This is a genomic window from uncultured Acetobacteroides sp., from assembly GCF_963667355.2.
Lineage (GTDB): Bacteria > Bacteroidota > Bacteroidia > Bacteroidales > ZOR0009 > Acetobacteroides.
The window spans coordinates 2,529,510-2,547,017 of sequence record NZ_OY763328.2 but is presented as its reverse complement, the minus strand read 5'-3'; the positions used below and the strand labels follow the sequence as shown (position 1 = coordinate 2,547,017).

Annotated in this window: 14 protein-coding genes; 5 read left to right on the top strand and 9 right to left on the bottom strand. The window is 48.8% G+C overall.

Features of this window, described 5'->3' with window-relative positions; all coding sequences use genetic code 11:
- Positions 1-15 precede the first annotated feature (15 nt).
- Together sufC and sufB are read right to left on the bottom strand one after the other, a co-directional pair.
- Entirely contained in the window at positions 16-768 is a 753-nt protein-coding gene (gene sufC / locus ACHZA1_RS10540; RefSeq protein WP_320051842.1) for a Fe-S cluster assembly ATPase SufC, read from the bottom strand.
- Between the two features lie 33 nt (positions 769-801).
- Positions 802-2,247, bottom strand: coding sequence for a Fe-S cluster assembly protein SufB (sufB, locus tag ACHZA1_RS10535; RefSeq protein WP_320051841.1), 1,446 nt, complete (start codon positions 2,245-2,247; stop codon positions 802-804).
- 179 nt (positions 2,248-2,426) lie between these two features.
- Here sufB and thiL point away from each other — a divergent pair, with 179 nt between their 5' ends.
- The 3 genes from thiL to pdxA all read left to right on the top strand — a co-directional run bounded on the left by thiL (position 2,427) and on the right by pdxA (position 5,860).
- A complete protein-coding gene (gene thiL / locus ACHZA1_RS10530) occupies positions 2,427-3,467 on the top strand; it encodes a thiamine-phosphate kinase (RefSeq protein ID WP_320051840.1) in 1,041 nt (346 codons plus the stop codon).
- A 37-nt stretch (positions 3,468-3,504) separates the two neighbouring features.
- A complete protein-coding gene (locus ACHZA1_RS10525; protein WP_320051839.1) occupies positions 3,505-4,716 on the top strand; it encodes a glycosyltransferase in 1,212 nt (403 codons plus the stop codon).
- Between the two features lie 94 nt (positions 4,717-4,810).
- Positions 4,811-5,860 (top strand): 4-hydroxythreonine-4-phosphate dehydrogenase PdxA, encoded by a 1,050-nt coding sequence (pdxA, locus tag ACHZA1_RS10520; protein WP_320051838.1) that lies wholly within the window; start codon positions 4,811-4,813, stop codon positions 5,858-5,860.
- A gap of 134 nt (positions 5,861-5,994) precedes the next feature.
- Here the strand turns inward: pdxA and ACHZA1_RS10515 are convergent, their stop codons facing one another.
- On the bottom strand, positions 5,995-9,315 hold the full coding sequence (locus ACHZA1_RS10515) for a carboxypeptidase regulatory-like domain-containing protein (protein ID WP_320051837.1): 3,321 nt from the start codon (positions 9,313-9,315) through the stop codon (positions 5,995-5,997).
- A gap of 239 nt (positions 9,316-9,554) precedes the next feature.
- Positions 9,555-10,781, bottom strand: coding sequence for a glycosyltransferase N-terminal domain-containing protein (locus ACHZA1_RS10510; protein ID WP_320051836.1), 1,227 nt, complete (start codon positions 10,779-10,781; stop codon positions 9,555-9,557).
- Between the two features lie 168 nt (positions 10,782-10,949).
- On the opposite strand from ACHZA1_RS10510, the gene ACHZA1_RS10505 reads away from it, so the two are divergent.
- Entirely contained in the window at positions 10,950-11,441 is a 492-nt protein-coding gene (locus tag ACHZA1_RS10505) for a prolyl-tRNA synthetase associated domain-containing protein (protein ID WP_320051835.1), read from the top strand.
- Positions 11,442-11,487: 46 nt separating this feature from the next.
- On the opposite strand, the gene ACHZA1_RS10500 is transcribed toward ACHZA1_RS10505, so the two are convergent.
- The gene (locus ACHZA1_RS10500) at positions 11,488-11,691 is read right to left on the bottom strand and encodes a hypothetical protein (RefSeq protein WP_320051834.1); all 204 of its coding nucleotides are present in this window, start codon (positions 11,689-11,691) and stop codon (positions 11,488-11,490) included.
- Between the two features lie 538 nt (positions 11,692-12,229).
- Here ACHZA1_RS10500 and ACHZA1_RS10495 point away from each other — a divergent pair.
- Positions 12,230-13,147 (top strand): alpha/beta fold hydrolase, encoded by a 918-nt coding sequence (locus ACHZA1_RS10495; RefSeq protein ID WP_320051833.1) that lies wholly within the window; start codon positions 12,230-12,232, stop codon positions 13,145-13,147.
- Here ACHZA1_RS10495 and cobC read toward each other — a convergent pair.
- The 4 genes from cobC to cobT form a co-directional block, all read right to left on the bottom strand.
- Positions 13,106-13,675, bottom strand: a complete 570-nt coding sequence (gene cobC / locus ACHZA1_RS10490) for an alpha-ribazole phosphatase (protein WP_320051832.1) — start codon at positions 13,673-13,675, stop codon at positions 13,106-13,108. The two genes, ACHZA1_RS10495 and cobC, sit on opposite strands and share 42 nt — an antisense overlap.
- A 73-nt stretch (positions 13,676-13,748) precedes the next feature.
- Positions 13,749-14,513, bottom strand: coding sequence for an adenosylcobinamide-GDP ribazoletransferase (locus ACHZA1_RS10485; RefSeq protein WP_320051831.1), 765 nt, complete (start codon positions 14,511-14,513; stop codon positions 13,749-13,751).
- Positions 14,514-14,612: 99 nt separating this feature from the next.
- Positions 14,613-15,959 (bottom strand): cobyrinate a,c-diamide synthase, encoded by a 1,347-nt coding sequence (locus tag ACHZA1_RS10480; RefSeq protein ID WP_320051830.1) that lies wholly within the window; start codon positions 15,957-15,959, stop codon positions 14,613-14,615.
- 191 nt (positions 15,960-16,150) lie between these two features.
- Complete coding sequence (gene cobT, locus ACHZA1_RS10475; RefSeq protein WP_320051829.1) at positions 16,151-17,191, bottom strand: nicotinate-nucleotide--dimethylbenzimidazole phosphoribosyltransferase; 1,041 nt, start codon at positions 17,189-17,191, stop codon at positions 16,151-16,153.
- Positions 17,192-17,508: the final 317 nt, after the last annotated feature.

The following is a 17,508-nucleotide window of genomic DNA, read 5'->3' as shown; positions in this document are numbered from 1 at the left end:
TCAGATTTTGGGGCATTAGAATTCGCCATCCTTAATTAGCCAGTCGTAACCCTTTTCCTCCAGCTCAAGCGCCAGTTCCTTACCCGCCGACTTGATGATGCGACCGTTGTAAAGCACGTGCACAAAGTCTGGCACGATATAGTCGAGCAAGCGCTGGTAATGGGTGATAACTATGGTTGCGTTATCGGGCCTCTTAAGCTTAGTTACGCCTGTAGCTACAATGCGTAGCGCGTCGATGTCCAATCCCGAGTCGGTTTCATCGAGGATTGATAGCTTTGGCTCAAGCATCGCCATCTGGAAGATCTCGTTACGCTTCTTTTCTCCACCCGAGAAGCCCTCGTTCACCGAACGATTGGTAAGCTTAGCATCTATTTCAACGATCTGGCTCTTCTCGCGCATCATCTTCAGGAAGTCAGATGCCGAGATGGCAGTAAGCCCCTTGTATTCGCGATGCGCGTTAACGGCGGCACGCATAAAGTTGGTCATCGATACCCCTGGGATCTCCACAGGATACTGGAATCCTAGGAAGATACCCTCTCGTGAACGATCCTCAGGCGATAGTTCTAATAGGTTCTTACCTTCAAAGATCACCTCACCATCGGTAACCTCAAACATTTCCTTGCCAGCCAAAACCGATGCAAGAGTACTCTTACCAGAACCGTTAGGCCCCATGATTGCGTGAACCTCGCCAGGGTTTACCTCGAGGTTGATTCCCTTTAGGATTTCCTTGCCATTAATGCTGGCATGAAGATTTTTTATCTGAAGCATTTCTATTCGTTTTATATAAGTAGATAGAAGAGGTTAACCGACGCTTCCTTCCAAAGAAACAGCTAACAACTTTTGCGCCTCAACGGCAAACTCCATTGGCAGCTTATTGAGCACCTCCTTGGCATAACCGTTTACAATTAGTCCAACGGCCTCCTCGGTTGATAGACCACGTTGGTTGCAGTAGAAAATCTGGTCTTCGCCAATCTTAGAGGTGGTAGCCTCGTGCTCTACAATAGCGCTCTTGTTGTTAGTTTCGATGTAAGGGAAGGTATGCGCTCCGCACTTATCGCCCATAAGCAGCGAATCGCACTGCGAATAGTTGCGGGCGTTATCGGCATTCTTGGTAACCTTAACCAAACCACGGTAGCTGTTGTTGCTCACCCCTGCCGAAATACCCTTCGATACAATACGGCTCTTGGTGTTCTTACCGATGTGGATCATCTTAGTACCGGTATCAGCCTGCTGGTGGTTGTTGGTAACTGCCACCGAATAAAACTCGCCAACGGAACTATCGCCCATCAGGATGCAGCTGGGATACTTCCAGGTAATTGCCGATCCAGTTTCGATCTGCGTCCACGAAAGTTTTGCCCTATCACCTTTACAAATGCCGCGCTTGGTAACGAAGTTATAGATACCGCCTCGTCCCTCCTTGTCGCCGGGATACCAGTTCTGAACGGTGGAGTACTTCACCTCAGCATCCTTCATCACCACAATCTCGACGATGGCAGCATGCAGCTGGTTCTCGTCGCGCATCGGGGCGGTACACCCTTCGAGGTAGCTAACGTAAGCCTTCTCGTCGGCAACGATAAGCGTACGCTCGAACTGACCCGTGTTAGCCGCATTGATACGGAAGTAAGTCGACAATTCCATTGGGCAACGAACCCCCTCCGGAATGTAGCAGAACGACCCATCGCTGAATACAGCCGAGTTAAGCGCAGCAAAGTAGTTGTCGGTATAGGGAACCACCGAAGCCAAATACTTTCGCACCAAATCGGGATGCTCGCGAACAGCTTCGCTAAACGAACAGAAGATAATTCCCTTTTCGGCAAGCGTATCCTTAAAGGTAGTCTTCACCGACACGCTATCCATTACCGCATCTACAGCAACACCGGCAAGGTGAGCCTGCTCGTCGAGCGGAATGCCTAACTTGTCAAATGTCTCCTTAAGTTCAGGATCGACCTCATCCATACTTTCGTACTTAGCCTTTTGCTTAGGCGCCGAATAGTAGATGATGTCCTGGTAGTTGATTTCAGGAATTGTCAAATGCGCCCAATGGGGCATTTCCATCGTCTGCCAGTGGCGAAAAGCCTTGAGCCTAAACTCAAGTAGCCATTCCGGCTCCTCCTTTTTTTGGGATATGAGTCGGACGATATCCTCGTTCAATCCCTTCGGAATTTTGTCCTCCTGAACATCGGTAACAAAGCCGTACTTATATTCGCCCTTTGTTACGTCGTCTAGGATGTTATCTTGACTATCCATTACTGCATATCTTTGTTTGTCGGACTAACAAAGCTAAACCATTAATGTTTACCTTTGTAATCGGTCACAAGTTGTTATGTAGAATAAATCTAAATTGGGTCAAAGATAGTCAGTTTTTTAAAAACCAAACCCCAAAATCAACTTTAAAACCACATCAATCACCAAAAAAGAAAGAAGAAATGCCATCAAACGATATTAAGCGCACGGAGTTATCGGCACTCGGAGAGTTCGGACTTATCGACCACCTTACCGCATCGCTAAAGTACAAACAGGATTCTACCCAAACCGGCGTTGGCGACGATGCCGCCGTAATCGACATGGGTGACAAGTACCTGCTGCTATCCACCGATCTACTTCTGGAAGGGATTCAGTTTGATCTTACCTACACCCCCCTCCGCCACCTCGGCTATAAAGCGGTCGTGACGAGCATTTCGGACATCTACGCCATGAACGGAACGCCAACGCAAATCACCATAGGTATTGGCATATCGAAACGCTTCTCGGTGGAGATGCTCGACGAACTCTACGATGGTATCCGCCTTGCCTGCGACACTTACAACGTAGATCTTGTTGGTGGCGACACCACCAGTTCGCTAACGGGGCTTACCATAAGCACCAGCGCGGTTGGCTTTGTTGATAAGAAAAAGGTTGCCTACCGCAGCGGCGCTAAGGAGAACGACCTGATCTGCGTGAGCGGAAACCTAGGCGCAGCATTTATGGGCTTACAGATTCTGGAGCGCGAAAAGCGCGTGTTTGCAGGCAATACCAACGTACAGCCTCAACTCGAAGGATTCGACTACATCCTGCAGCGCCAACTAAAGCCCGAAGCTCAAAAAGATATAATAGATCTGCTCTCCGAGTTAGGCATTCAGCCTACTTCGATGATCGACCTTTCGGACGGATTGGCCTCTGACACCCTTCAAATCTGCAAGAGTTCGAAGGTTGGCGCCCGCATTTACCTCGATAAGATGCCTATTGCCAGCGAAACGTTTAGGGCTGGCGAGGAGATGAACTTCGATCCTGCCGTTGCTGCCCTAAATGGTGGCGAAGACTACGAGCTGCTCTTCACCGTACCCATCGAGCTGCACGAACAGCTGAAAAATCTTGCCGGCATCGACGTTATCGGCCACATCACCTCCGAAAGCGCAGGAACCTTTTTGGTAACACCCGATGGCGGCGAAATACCGCTGCAAGCACAAGGCTGGGATTCGCAAGAATAGTTAGTTATCAGAAACCAAATTGATCAATAACAAACGAATGCCCAATAGCAAACTAGTCATATTCACTGACAGCTACCCTTACGGAAGTGCAGAACCCTTTCTGGCAAACGAACTGGAATATCTTGCAGTTGCATTCGGAGATATTCTCATTATTCCCCTGAACTACGGCACATCGAAGAAGGCACAATCACTACCCGCAAACGTTACCTGCACCAAGCCTATTCTTAACAGCACCAAGAATAAAGCGGAGCTCGCCAAACGAGGGCTACTGAATTGCGCACCTATTGGGAAGTACCTCGGGGAACTGCTTCGGGGAAAGGTAACCTCGTCGGCAAAAGCAATGTGGAGCTGGAGCATTGGGCTGCTACTAAGCCGCGCTATCCTATCCAGCAAGCAGGTTAGTAATGTTCTAGAAGATGATACCTACACAACTCTCTACTTTTACTGGGGAGTTCGTAGCTCATTCATCGTTCCTTTTATCAGTGAAAATTGTAAAAATATTGCCGTTCGCTTCCATGGATCGGACACCTACGAGGAGACCAATGGCGGATACATCCCTCTTCGCAGTCAGCAGCTGGCTAAAGTCAACAAATGCTACTTCTGCTCCGAGTATGGACGAAAGTACGTTGAAAGCAAGTATCCCTTTGTCACCAAAAAAGCCGAAATTGCAAGGCTTGGCGTGCACGATCGAGGAATCTGCCAACCAAGTACCGATGGCGTATTTCGCATTCTTACATTATCGAACATGGTGCCACTTAAGCGCCTTGAATTGCTAGTGGAAGCGCTGATGCAAGCCTCTATTCGCATAGAGTGGACACACATCGGCGACGGCGAAACATGGGAGGTGGTAACCTCTGCAGCCCTGAAACTCCCCCAAAACGTAAAGGCAACTTTCCTTGGTAGGCAACCCAATGCGCAAGTAATCGAGTACCTCACCAAGAATCCAACCGACCTGTTCGTAAACGTCAGCAGTAGCGAGGGCGTTCCTGTTTCCATCATGGAAGCCCTATCGATGGGCATCCCCGTTTTGGCAACAGCCGTAGGTGGTTCTCCCGAAATTGTTGACGATACCGTAGGCAAACTCGTATCAGCCAACGTATCGGCGGTAGAACTAATGCACGAGATTGAGGACATTGCCAAGCATCGCAGCTACGAAACGCTTAGGAGCAATGCAAGAAATCGCTGGGCTGAACGCTGCGATGCATCAGCACTTTACCAGCAATTTTGCCAATCAATTTTAAACATTTAATACCGTTCTCTATTTATAAAGACAGGTGCCAATTTTCGTATACCTTAAATTGCTACCTTAGAGACGAAAATTAACTTTGTAAAAAATATTTACAATGATAGACGGAAAAGTAGTTATAGGAATCACTCAAGGCGACATAAACGGAATCGGCTACGAAGTTATCATGAAAACTTTGGCTGATACCCGCATTAACGAAATATGCATACCCGTGGTTTATGGATCACCTAAAGTGGCCGCCTTCCACCGTAAGCTCATCAACGTAGAGAACTTCTCTTTCAACCCAGCAAAGAGCATCGAAGATATTCATCCAAAACGCTCGAACATGATAAACGTTATGGATGATAACGTACGTGTTGATGCCGGCAAATCGACCCCAATGGGTGGAGCAGGTGCCGTTACAGCCCTCGATATTGCAACTCAGGATTTAATGGATGGCAAGATTGACGTTCTGGTAACAGCTCCAATAAACAAGCAAAACGTACAATCGGAAGAATTCACCTTTCCGGGACATACCGAATACCTGGAAAAGCGCTTTAACAGCCAGTCGCTAATGATTATGATTAGCGACATTCTAAAAATAGGTGTGGTAACCACCCACGTTCCTATTAAGGATTTGCCCTTCCTTATTTCGAAGGAACTTATTCTTGCCAAACTGCGAACGCTCAACGAATCGCTGGTTGTAGACTTTGCCGTTCGTGGACCACGCATTGCCGTGCTAGGACTAAATCCACACGCTGGCGATAGCGGTTTGATTGGCATCGAAGAAAACGAGGTTATTATCCCTGCAATAAATGCAGCCAACGAGGAAGGTATTATGGCATTTGGACCCTATCCTGCCGATGGTTTTTTTGGTTCCGACAGCTTCCGCAAGTTCGATGCCGTACTTGCCATGTACCACGATCAGGGGCTTATTCCATTTAAGGTAACCTCATTTGGCAGCGGCGTTAACTATACCGCAGGTCTCCCTGTAATCAGGACATCACCTGCACATGGAACTGCCTACAATCTGGTTGGACAGGATATCGCCTCGCCCGACAGCTTCCGCAGCGCCATTTACGCAGCAATCGACATCTTCCGTAACCGTTCGATGTACCACGAAATTTCTAAGAATCCACTACCTCACGTAGACCCTGATTCGATTTAGATTTTACGATCAAATACATTATAAGAGAAAGAGTCCGGCATTTTACCGGACTCTTTTATTTTACAATATAGGGTTTCACCTATTCAATGATGGAGTTCATTTCACATCTTCACCCATTTAATCAACCTACTAGATTAATTAAACGTGTAACGGATACCAAACTGCAATATCCAACAGTTTGAAGAACTCTTGTATGTGTCAACACTTTTGTTGATCAAATATTTACTCTTATCAGTATTAGTTAAGGTAGCCATTGAGTATCTAGGAATATTATTCACTGCACCTTCTGAGTACAAAATCTTACCATAATTAGCAGGAGCAGTGGTATGTGTTACTCCCCAAGAGTTGTTAAGTAGGTTAGCAGCATTTAGGATGTCAACGCTGAACTGTAGAGTATTCATCTGACCACCAACTTTAATTTTAAAATCTTGAGCTACCTTTAGGTCAATGCGATTTAACCAAGGCAATTGAGCACCGTAAGCTTCTGTATACTTTCCTTTTCTATCCTTCAAATAATCATCTTGATTGATAAAATTCCAGAACGCATCTGCCTGCTGAGCGGCTGTAAAGCCATTCTTGTCAACAAAGGTGATCTCATCCTTTGTTTTAGGAACATAGATAAGGTCGGAACTTTGCCCATCACCATTCATATCGTTACCATAGTAATACGTATAGGAACCTTCGTAATAACCAGTATAGAACATCCCAATACTCGTACAGAAGTTACGTCCCTTACCATACTCAATCTTATAGTTTGCAGAGGCTATAACCTTATGAGGAGTAAGATACTGAGAGTATTGAAGACCTGATAGATTTGGACTATCTACAGAATATAAGTTCTGCCAAGAAGAATAAGCCTGACTACCTGGAAGACCTGATACTTCCTTAGCATACATTCTAATATAAGAAGCCATCAGGTATAAATCCTTAATAGGCTGTGCATTCACCATAAAGTTAAAACTCCCGCTATAGCCTTTCTTCGTATTGCTAAGGACAACAGCCCCTCCAGTTACGGATGAAACTACACTTGGAGTACTAACGCTTTTATAATTATAACGATTATCAGGGCCAGCAAAACGAGTAAGGTTTCCTTCATTAACAACGTTCCAGTTTTCCTGAGTTATAGCGTTAATATCTTTATTATACATTCCTTCAACAGTGAAACTTAAAGGAAATGAAGTTGGAGCTTGGTAATCTACGGCAACGGAACTCTTCCATACTTGAGGTAACTTGAAGTCGTCGGCAACACCTACTATAGACGCACCGCTTAACTTTGCACTTGCATTGGAATAAGTAGAAGTTGTTGGTAAACCAAGAGTGCTAATCATTTGATCTACGTCAGTGATAACTCCTCCTGCTAGTTTAGAAAGTGTTGCAGCATCTGTAATTTGAACGGTATTCTGAAGCATCATACCGTTTGTAGGCATGTTGGTGAAGAACACCAATGGAATACGACCCGTAAAGATACCAGATCCTCCACGAACCACAAGGCTGTTGTCCTCAAAGACTTTCCAATTGAAACCAACGCGAGGCGAAAGGAGCACCGAATTCTTTGGCCATTTTCCATTATCGATTACAGGAGAACTATAGGAAGCATAGCTTGGATCTGTTTTTGCAATAAAATGATCTTTCCAGTTTAGAGCTTTAAATGCCTCGTTAGTTTCTAGATCATTTAAGAAAGTAAGTAGTTCTGCACGGATACCATATGTTACTTTAAGACTTTTAGTAACATTCCATTCATCCTGAAGATAAAGGCCAGATTGCGCAAATTTTACTTCTGCAGATGGGTTCGTGTTTCCATTATATCCATACGTTAATCCAAATGCAACTGGGGCAGCTCCGTTCTTAAAATCGTCAAAAGACTTATATTTATAATACCCCGTACCGTAACGCATAAAGTTGTTAAGAGCCATTTGGTTCTCAAAACTAAATCCACCTATGATTCTATGATTACCAATGGTCCAAGTTACATTGTCCTGTACGTTAAAGGTCTTATTTTGGACCTTATTATGCCAAGAAAAGAGTTCATATCCTGCACTCATAAAGGCATTACCATCTTTCCAAATGTCAATATGGGGGAATGGACTTGAATTAGAACTGCGTTCGCTAACAATATCAGAATAGGTAAGAAGGAGTCGGTTTTGAATATTCGTCCCAAATCTGCTATTAAGTTCACCCGTAACAGAATTGACATTGTCATCCATCATATAGCAGTTGTTCTTAAATGCCATTGCATCCTTAGAAATACGATCAGAGGCTGCTTTCGTGCCAACAGTTGAAGAGCCGTTAGTTGCAACATCCTGCGAATTCTTTGTCAGATTATAGCGAACGCTCAACTTATGATTGTTGTTAATGTTCCAATCTAAACGCCCCAAAAATTTATAGTTCTTTGTCCCTCCGTTATAGTCTGTATAAGAACCTGCATTGTAGCCATAAGGTTTATCTTTAAGAATGGCAGCAAAATCGTCCATGTCCTTTGCTGTTACACGGCTCTTCATCGCATCGGTATTGGAGATACCATTTTCCGATACTCCCCACTTAGTGATAGGTTGTGGCTGGTTTTCATACTCACCATTAATAAAGAAGAAAAGCTTATTCTTTACTAATGGACCTCCTACCGTAAATCCATAGGTTTCTTTAGACTCCTTAGGTCTATCACCCAAATCATAACCGTCTACTTTGTTTCCTCGTAGGTTCTCGTTTTTCCAATATCCATACGCACTACCCCTAAAGGTATTTGTTCCTGACTTTGTGATAGCATTTACACCACCTCCAACAAAATTGGTTTGACGAACATCAAATGGAGCAACAACAACTTGAACTTCCTCAATGGCATCAAGCGAAATTGGATTACCACCACCAGGGAGGCTGCTAGATAAACCGAAGTTATTATTCAGGTTAGCACCGTCAATGGTGAAACTATTGGTTCTACCATCACGACCCCCGATTGAGTTGTTTGCACCAGAATAAGGAGAAAGCCTTGTAAAATCGCTAAGACTACGATTAATGGTAGGGAGGCTTGTGAGCTGACTATTGGAAATGTTGGTAACAGCTCCCGTTTTTTCTCTAACGAACTTTGAACGAGTAGATGACACAACAACCTCATTAATGGTCACATCTGTATTACTCAATGTGACATTCAAACTAAGAGGTTCGCCCAGTTTCAAGTAAATATCATTATAAACACTTGACTGATAACCAACGAATGAAATGGTTACTTTGTAAGGACCACCAGTACGCATACCCTGTATTAGGAAGCGACCTTGCTGGTTGGTAACTGTTCCATACGTAGTTCCGGATGGAAGGTGAATTGCTTGAATGGTTGCTCCTACTAGTGTTCCATTCTTGTCTGAAACACGACCTTCAATTTCAGAAGTTGTAACCTGTCCAAACGCCAACGTACTAATTAGGGCTACCGCAATGGAGAGAAGTGCCCGCTTAAATAAAACTCTCATGTTCTGAACCGTTTTTAATTAACTTATGTTTCTGTTTGTAAAAGTATCGCTTAAGGTAACTACCTACGGTAGTACAATGTTAAGATTACATTATTTCTAAGCTATCCACACAGCCAACACTCGGTCAGACGTCCATCCTCAATATCTCAACTTGAATGCAAATGTATACTAAAATATTTAAAGCGCAATTAACCTATATTGATAAAATTTCTCTTTGAGCTACTATCAAAAAAAAGGGGCTATGCTAGCCCCCTTAGAATTGCTTGTGTAGCCCCTATATGCAGCTTTACGTACTCCCTCGAAGCCGAGGAAGATTGCTCTAACATTACCGAATCTTTTACTAGTAAATTCAATATATCACTTAGGTGGGCAAAGTCTGCTACCGAAAAGGCAGCTTTTAAGTCAACCAAGTCCTTTGCCTCTTGGAATTTCTGGTAGTTTGGTCCAATTACTATTGGCAATCCAAAGGTGGCTGCCTCGAGGGTGTTGTGTATGCCAACGCCAAAACCTCCACCTATGTAGGCTATCTTCCCATACCTGTAAACAGAAGATAGGATTCCTATAGTATCTATAACTAAAACTTGAGCGCAAGCAGCATCGGCAGGTGAGGTTTGCGTGTACCTAACGACTTTAAGCGCGCTGAACTTCGCGAGAATCTCCTGAATGTGCCCCTCCCCAATTTCGTGTGGGGCAACCACCATCTTTATGGAAGGGTTAGCGGCAGCGTATTCGGCGAGGATATCTTCGTCGGAAGGCCAGGTGCTGCCGGCTATAATGGCGAAATCGGTTGCTACAAACGCCTCAACGATTGGCAGGCTCTTTACATTGCTGGCGATGTCGGCAACGCGGTCGAAGCGGGTATCGCCCGAGATGGTTACGTTGGTTACGCCAATCGAGCGGAGCAAATCGGACGACTGCTGGTTCTGCACAAACAGCTGACGGTAGTTCCGGAGCACCCTGCGAAACATGCCGCCATACCAGCGAAAGAAGATTTGCTTGGGCCTGAAGATGGCGGATATGACGTAGGTTGGAATGCCATTCTGGTGAAGCGCCTGCAGGTAGTGATACCAGAACTCGTACTTGACGAAGATGGCCGCTTTGGGTTGAACGATTTGAAGGAAACGCTTGGCGTTACGGTAGGTGTCGAGTGGGAGGTAGTAGATATAGTCGGCACCCTGGTAGTTTTTGCGAATTTCGTAGCCGGAGGGGGAAAAGAAGGTGAGCAGGATCTTATGCGTGGGATGCTGCGTTCGGTAGGCCTCGATGACGGGGCGCCCCTGCTCGAACTCGCCCAGCGATGCGCAGTGGAACCAGACGATCTCCTCGCCACTGGGGATTTGCTCTTGGAGCCGCTTAAATAGGCCCCGCCTACCGCGTATCCACTGCTTTGCCTTAACGTTGGAGACTGATGCTATGAGGATAAGTAGGTAGTATATGCGCAGTAAAGCACTGTAGAGTAATATCATCGCTTTATATTCGAAATTAGGTGCGGCAAATTTACTCTTCTAAAGTAAGAATGGCAAATAATCTTGTCCGCTGCGCCGCAGAATCGCCTACGCTTTGCCCGTTTTGTTATACTTTTGCCCACCATGCTTTACCCGAATGGAGCTACGCCCGCCTAAAACAGAACAGCTATGAATGGAGATCCTAAGCTTTACGCGCTTCTAGAAGAATTGAACATTGGCTACGAGTACCACGAGCACCCCGAGGCGCCAACCATCGAGATTGCCATGCAGTACTGGGAGGGGATTGAGGCCACCCACTGCAAGAACCTCTTCTTTAGGAACCATAAGGGCAACAAGCACTACCTGGTTCTGCTGGAGTGCTCGCAGGCGCTGGACATCCACGATCTGGAGAAGCGGCTGAAGCAGGGCAAGATCAGCTTTGCCTCGCCCGAGCGGATGGAGAAGTACCTGGGCGTTAAGCCCGGCTCAGTGACGCCTTTTGCGCTGATCAACGACCTCCAGCGGCATGTCCATGTTTTTATCGACAAGAACCTGCAAGAGGCCTCGCGCCTAAGCTTCCACCCGCTTGTGAATACGGCCTCGCTAATCATCAAACAGGAAGACCTGATCCGGTTCCTCGACCATCAGGGCAACAGCTACGAGTTCATCGAGCTGTACTAGCGCCACTTTTTGGGGAGGTGCGCAGGGATTTCGCCGTTACCCCATTCTACGACAGCCCCGTTGTTGCGAGGTATTGGGCAGACCCTCGAAATCTCTGCCGCATGCCCGTACAAAGCGCCGATGGCGGTTCTCCCGCCATCGCCATTGATACAAATTCAATGGCCATTGGTGTAAATTCCTCACCGAGCTGAGCAAATTGCTCATCTCGGTGAGGAATTTGCTCACTTTCCTGACTAAATTGCTCACTCATCTGATTAAATTACTCACCTAACTGTGCAATTTGCTCACTCATCTGACGAATTTGCACAGCTTAATGAGGAATTTGCTCACTTAGCTGTGCAAATTCCTCAGCTAAGGATGCAAATTGCAGGGTCATCGACCAAATTTCGATGGTCATCGCCAAGCCCATCAGCCCAAGCCGTACGCTAAGGATGGCTGATGCGCTGCTTCGAAAGGGCGAGGATGGGCTCGGTATCGGTACATGGGTGAAGCGGGTTCTCCTTCCGCTTAGGCGGGGAAACAGGGGATTGGGCCTTTTCAGCTTTCGCCGATGAGCAGAACGATAATTGAGGGAGAATGTCGATCCTGCGCTTTTGTTCCAAATGCTTGCCAACAAACCAATAATCAACGCTCGAGAAATCCTAAATGCAAAATTACTGGCGGAGGCGCACAATAACGGCGGCATTTCGGAGTTACTATAAGGCGCAAGGATCTTTGATTATGGTATAATTCGCTTTGCAGAGAAGGCGTTGTTTAATACCTTGTCCCCGATTTTTGATTCTTTTACCATGGAACAAATCGTACGAAATCTTTCTACGCTAGCCATCATCCTAGGATTGGGATGTACCGCCGTTTTCGGCATCAAGCCCGGCGGCCGCTACGATACCCGCAGCATCACCCAGAAATACCCCAACGTTACCTTTACCCGGGTGACAACCCCCGATAGGTACCACCTGCAGCTGGCCGACATCGCCCCTACGGGCAAGGATAAGCACGTGACGGTGCTCATCTGCTACCCCGACTCGGGCAACGTTAAGGAGTGGCTCGGCTACGGAATGCTCCTAGCCGAGAGGGGCTACCGCGCCATCATGTTCGACTACCGCGGCTTTGGCGGCAGCGACAGGTTCCGCATCGAAAGGGATACGCTCTACTGCGACGAGTTCTGCACCGACGCCAGCACCGCCTACACCTACATCAAAAAGAATTACCCCAGCAGCAAGGTGGGGCTGTTCGGCCTGTCGATGGGCAGCATCATGACCACCGCGCTGGCCCTAAAACATAAGGGCGACTTCATCATCGGCGACTCGTACGTTGCCGACCTGGACAGCGCCATCGCCAAAATTGAACATATCTACGGTAAGAAGATGACCGTACCCGCCAGCTCGTACGACTACAACGGCGATCTGGCCTACGTCCGCCAGCCCATGCTGCTGCTCAACGGAAGGTACGACACCATCTGTGAGCCCAACTCAGCAGCCTTTGGCGGAAGCAAGCATGTGGAGGCTATTGTTTACAACGGGGGGCATCTGGAAGGCCCTCGGGCGCTAAAGGAAGGGTACTTTGGCAGGATTGACCGGTTTATCGGCGGCCTCGATAAGGACGATATGGATGAACGCTCATCAATCCACCCCTACGCCATTCTTTTATCAGTTATTTCGATTGGATTAATCTTCCAGGCTATTCGCCGGAGAAGATCTTTCATCTAGCACCACTTTAACAACAGCACCGTAGTTCACCTGCTGGGCAAAGGCTTCCTCGGGCGAGCGCATGCCCAGCGCCACCCACAGCGCGCGAATGAAACCAGCATGGGTAAAGAGAAGCATCCGAACATCCTCACCATCCCAACTCTGCGAATTGATAAAATCGGAAGCGCGATGGCAGACGTCGGCAAACGACTCGCCGTTGGTGGCCCGCTCGGTAGCCCAAGCATCGAACCAGCGCTGAAGGTGCGGGTCGCCGATGTCGCTCCACCGCCTATTCTCCCAATCGCCGAAGTGCATCTCCATCAGGCGAGCATCGGTGGGGCAATCGGCAAAGCCGCAGCGCTCGGCCAGCTTGGTGCAGCGGCTCAGCGGGCTGGAGTACACGGCATCGAAGGGAATTCCCTTAATCGTGTTTCGTACAACCTCGGCTTCGGCGGAAAAGGTCACGGCAAGGGCAACGTCGGTTTGCCCGTAGCAGGTTCCGGCAGGTGCGGCAACCGAGGTGTGGCGGACGAGGTAGAGATGAATCATGTTTCTGTTTAGTATCAAGATTTTGGGCTGCAAAATATCATGCGTCTTGTGTTTTGTGTCTAACATCTAAAGTCTACAATCTAATATCTTGCAGTATAATCACCGCAACGTACCAGGCAACCTCGGCGGAGGTAATCAGCATGCCGCAGCAGTCGCCGGTGTAGCCGCCAATTTTGCGCTTTAGGTAGATAACCGTAGCGGGCAGCGTGCAGGCTGCAAGGACAAGGGCCATCAGCCCCATCCATCCGAAGAAGTAGTAGCCCGTGGAGGCTGCCACCACCAGCGAAAGGATAAGCTGAATGGGCGTCATTGGAATTAAGCCAACTTGGATTTTGCTGGCTTCGATGGTACGGGCGTAGGGCAGAAAGTTGGGTAGCAGCACGCCTATAAAGCGCCCCACAACGGCTCCAGAGATCAGCAGTGCCGTTACTTTATCCGATGAAATGCTTGTGAGAGCACCAAACCGAACGATAAAAAGCAGTATCAGGCTGATAACACCGTAGGTTCCGATGTGCGAATCCTTCATGATGGCAAGGATGCGCTCCTTGTTAAGGCCGCCGCCAAAGCCATCGGCGAAATCGGCGAAGCCATCCTCGTGCAGCGCCCCGGTGAAGAGCACCATCGCTGCCATGGTGAGGATAACCGCAAAGTGGAACGGAAGCACCTTGGCAAAAGCTATCCAGCAGGCTGCCCCGAAGAGCCCCACCACCCAGCCAGCCACCACGGCGTAGGGCAGCACCCGCGAGTAGCACTCCTTGGGCGGCATCATCAGCCGGTATAGGGGCAAACGGGTGAAGAAGCTGATGGCGGCGATTAGGTTTTGTAATGTTCTTTTCATTGCTTTCGATTTAAGGTAGGATGAGTGTTTGAAAAGTTCTTAACCCACCCTGCCTCCCGTCCGAACGGGAGGATAATCTACATCTATTATAAGGCATGCTTATTCCTTTTTCTTTCCCATAGAATCAAACGCCCCGCTTCGGTAAATTTTATCAATTACCTCTAACATCGAGAATCCGCCATCTCCCCAGAAGAAGTGAAAGTAGGAGGCCAGCGTTCGCTTCTTTAGGTAGATGCCCGTGCTGCAGGGATTGTTGGTGGCGCTTAGCACCTCGGCAACCGAAGCCGGCAGTTCGCCCTCCGAGCGGCTGTAGTGGAACTCGTGACCGCGAACCTCAACGCCGCCCAGCATCGCCTTTCGGTAGCCCAGCGTGCATTTGGCATCCCTAAAGGTAGTGCCAAAATCGAAGATGCCAACCATAGGGTAGCAGGTGCCATCCTTAAGGGTAAGGTGGCTGCCGAGGTAGATCATTCCGCCACACTCGGCAAGCATGGCGCCACCGCTACTGCAGTAGCTTCGGATAGATTCCATCATCGCATGGTTGGCCGACAGCTGCTCGGCATACAGCTCGGGATATCCCCCAGGAAGGTAAACGAAGTCGGCATCGGGTAAGCGTTCATCATTTAAAGGCGAGAAGTAGGTGATAGCCCCCTGCGGCTCCAACGCCTCGATGTTTGCCGGATAGCTGAAGCTGAATGCAGCATCCCGAGCTACAGCAATCCTTATCTTTTCAGATGATGGTGCAGGCTGCTCAACAAAAGTAGGTTTAGCCGATGCTGTAACCTCCAGCAGCCGGTCGATGTTTACGCTTGTAAAGATGGAGTGGGCAGCCTTGTCGCATATCTCGTCTACCATTTTGGTATCCTCGGTTTGCAGCCCAAGGTGGCGCGACTCCAGACGGAACTCATCGTTCTTGGCAATCCATCCCAAAGGCTCTACCCCAACCTCTTCGGCTGCCATCTTCAGCAGTTGGTAGTGCGAGGCGCTTCCCACAAAGTTGAAGATAACGCCAGCCACCCGAACCTCGGGATCGTAGGTGGCGAATCCCTTTAGCAGCGGAGCCACCGAGTGCGCCATGGCCTTGGCGTTTACCACCAGCACCACAGGGATGCCGAGCGTCTTGGTCACCTCAGCGCTGCTTCCCAGCTGGCGGTCGTACCCGTCGAACATCCCCATTACCCCCTCAACAACGGCTACATCTGCCAGAGAAGCCTGACGGGCGTAACGCCCCCGTACGCCATCGGCATCGGCCATAAAGAGGTCGAGGTTGTAGCAGCGGCATCCGGCCGCCACCTCGTGCAGCTTGGTGTCGAGGTAGTCGGGCCCGCACTTGAAGGGTTGCACCTTCAACCCGCGATCTTTCAGCAGGCGAAGCAGCGCCAGCGTTACCAGCGTCTTGCCCGAGCCGCTGTGGGGCGCGGCTATGAGGAATTGGGGGATATTCATTGTTTTTCGAATGTTTGGGTAGAGACAACGCATGCCTTGTCTCTACCTCTTTGCAACTTTTTAAAATTTCGATCTTCTTTGCAACTCCGAACCCACCCCTACCCCTCCCATGGAGGGGATAAAGTGCATCTATTTACTTCCTATATTGTTAATAACGATCGGCGCAAATCTGTACAATCAGCGTACCCTCACTAGTTAAAGCTACGGGTAACCTTGGCGGCGCTGAACGAGCTCATGTTGTTGATCATGCAGACAGCCGACTCGATGATGGGGTAGGCCACCAATGCTCCTGTTCCTTCGCCCAACCTAAGTTCGAGCTGTAGCAGCGGCGTGCCGCCAAGGATGTCGAGCATCAGCTTATGCGCCCCCTCGTTGCTCTTGTGCGCGTAGATGCAGAAGTCGAGCACCTCGGGATGAAGGGCTGCGGCGGCCATCAGCGAGGCGGTAATGTTGAAGCCATCGACAACGATAACCATGCCCAGCTCAGCTGCCCGAAGCATCCCTCCGGTAATCATGGCCATCTCGTAGCCGCTGAAATGCGCGATGATGTCGAAGGCCGATCTGTCGCCCTTGTAGCTAGCCTTGGCACGGGTAAGGACATCGAACTTATGGCGAACACCCTTATCGTCGAGGCCGCTACCGGCACCTACGGTCTTATCGAGAGGAACGTTGTGCAGCATCGTCATCAGCATCGACGAGCAGGAGGTGTTGCCAATGCCCATCTCGCCAAAGCTTACCACGTTCGACCCCTCGCGGTGGATATCGTCCACCACCTCGGCGCCACGCTCTAGGGCAAGGTGCAGCTCGTCGTGGGTCATGGCTGGCTCGTGCAGGAAGTTGCGCGTGCCGAAGGCAATCTTCTTATGGACAACTTCGGGCATGCCGCCGAAGTCGTGGTCTACTCCCGCATCGACAACCTTTAGCCCAATGCCGTGCTGGCGGGCAAAGACGCTAACGCCCGCACCACCGCCGATGAAGTTGTACACCATCTGGCGGGTTACCTCCTTCTTTGTAGCGCTCACCCCCTCGTCGGCAATGCCGTGGTCGCCCGCAAACACGAGGTTGTAGGGCTTGCTAAGGGTTGGGGTTAGCGTTTGCTGGATAACGCCAATCTTTAGCGCAGTCTCCTCGAGCAGCCCAAGCGATCCCTTTGGCTTGGTGAGGTCGTCGATCTTATCCTGCAGCTGGGCTGCAATGGCCCTATCGGGTCGTTTGATGGAAAATGTCTTCATTGTCTTCTCTATTTTGTATCACGATATGCGTATCACGTATCTCGAGCGGTCGGTTACCAGGTTTACCCCGTCGGTTACCACTTTTTTGTGCCCGGTTACCAAGGTTTACCCATCGGTTACCAAGTTTTGGGCGTCGGTTACTAAGGTTTACCCGCCAGTTACCTATTTTTTGCCGTCGGTTACTAGGTTTTACCCGCCGGTTACGGTAACTGGGCACCAAATACTAGTAACCGACCGCATCAAAATGGCAACCAGAATGCCGCATAGAGCGCTTCCTCCTCTTTGAGCAACAGCAGATGCGGCAAAATTCCGCCCAG

What these genes read in the sequence shown, in the direction of transcription:
- sufC (WP_320051842.1), bottom strand. Translation starts at nt 768, where the DNA reads ATGCTTCAGATAAAAAATCTTCATGCCAGCATTAATGGCAAGGAAATC.
- sufB (WP_320051841.1), bottom strand. Translation starts at nt 2,247, where the DNA reads ATGGATAGTCAAGATAACATCCTAGACGACGTAACAAAGGGCGAATAT.
- thiL (WP_320051840.1), top strand. Translation starts at nt 2,427, where the DNA reads ATGCCATCAAACGATATTAAGCGCACGGAGTTATCGGCACTCGGAGAG.
- ACHZA1_RS10525 (WP_320051839.1), top strand. Translation starts at nt 3,505, where the DNA reads ATGCCCAATAGCAAACTAGTCATATTCACTGACAGCTACCCTTACGGA.
- pdxA (WP_320051838.1), top strand. Translation starts at nt 4,811, where the DNA reads ATGATAGACGGAAAAGTAGTTATAGGAATCACTCAAGGCGACATAAAC.
- ACHZA1_RS10515 (WP_320051837.1), bottom strand. Translation starts at nt 9,315, where the DNA reads ATGAGAGTTTTATTTAAGCGGGCACTTCTCTCCATTGCGGTAGCCCTA.
- ACHZA1_RS10510 (WP_320051836.1), bottom strand. Translation starts at nt 10,781, where the DNA reads ATGATATTACTCTACAGTGCTTTACTGCGCATATACTACCTACTTATC.
- ACHZA1_RS10505 (WP_320051835.1), top strand. Translation starts at nt 10,950, where the DNA reads ATGAATGGAGATCCTAAGCTTTACGCGCTTCTAGAAGAATTGAACATT.
- ACHZA1_RS10500 (WP_320051834.1), bottom strand. Translation starts at nt 11,691, where the DNA reads ATGAGTGAGCAATTTAGTCAGGAAAGTGAGCAAATTCCTCACCGAGAT.
- ACHZA1_RS10495 (WP_320051833.1), top strand. Translation starts at nt 12,230, where the DNA reads ATGGAACAAATCGTACGAAATCTTTCTACGCTAGCCATCATCCTAGGA.
- cobC (WP_320051832.1), bottom strand. Translation starts at nt 13,675, where the DNA reads ATGATTCATCTCTACCTCGTCCGCCACACCTCGGTTGCCGCACCTGCC.
- ACHZA1_RS10485 (WP_320051831.1), bottom strand. Translation starts at nt 14,513, where the DNA reads ATGAAAAGAACATTACAAAACCTAATCGCCGCCATCAGCTTCTTCACC.
- ACHZA1_RS10480 (WP_320051830.1), bottom strand. Translation starts at nt 15,959, where the DNA reads ATGAATATCCCCCAATTCCTCATAGCCGCGCCCCACAGCGGCTCGGGC.
- cobT (WP_320051829.1), bottom strand. Translation starts at nt 17,191, where the DNA reads ATGAAGACATTTTCCATCAAACGACCCGATAGGGCCATTGCAGCCCAG.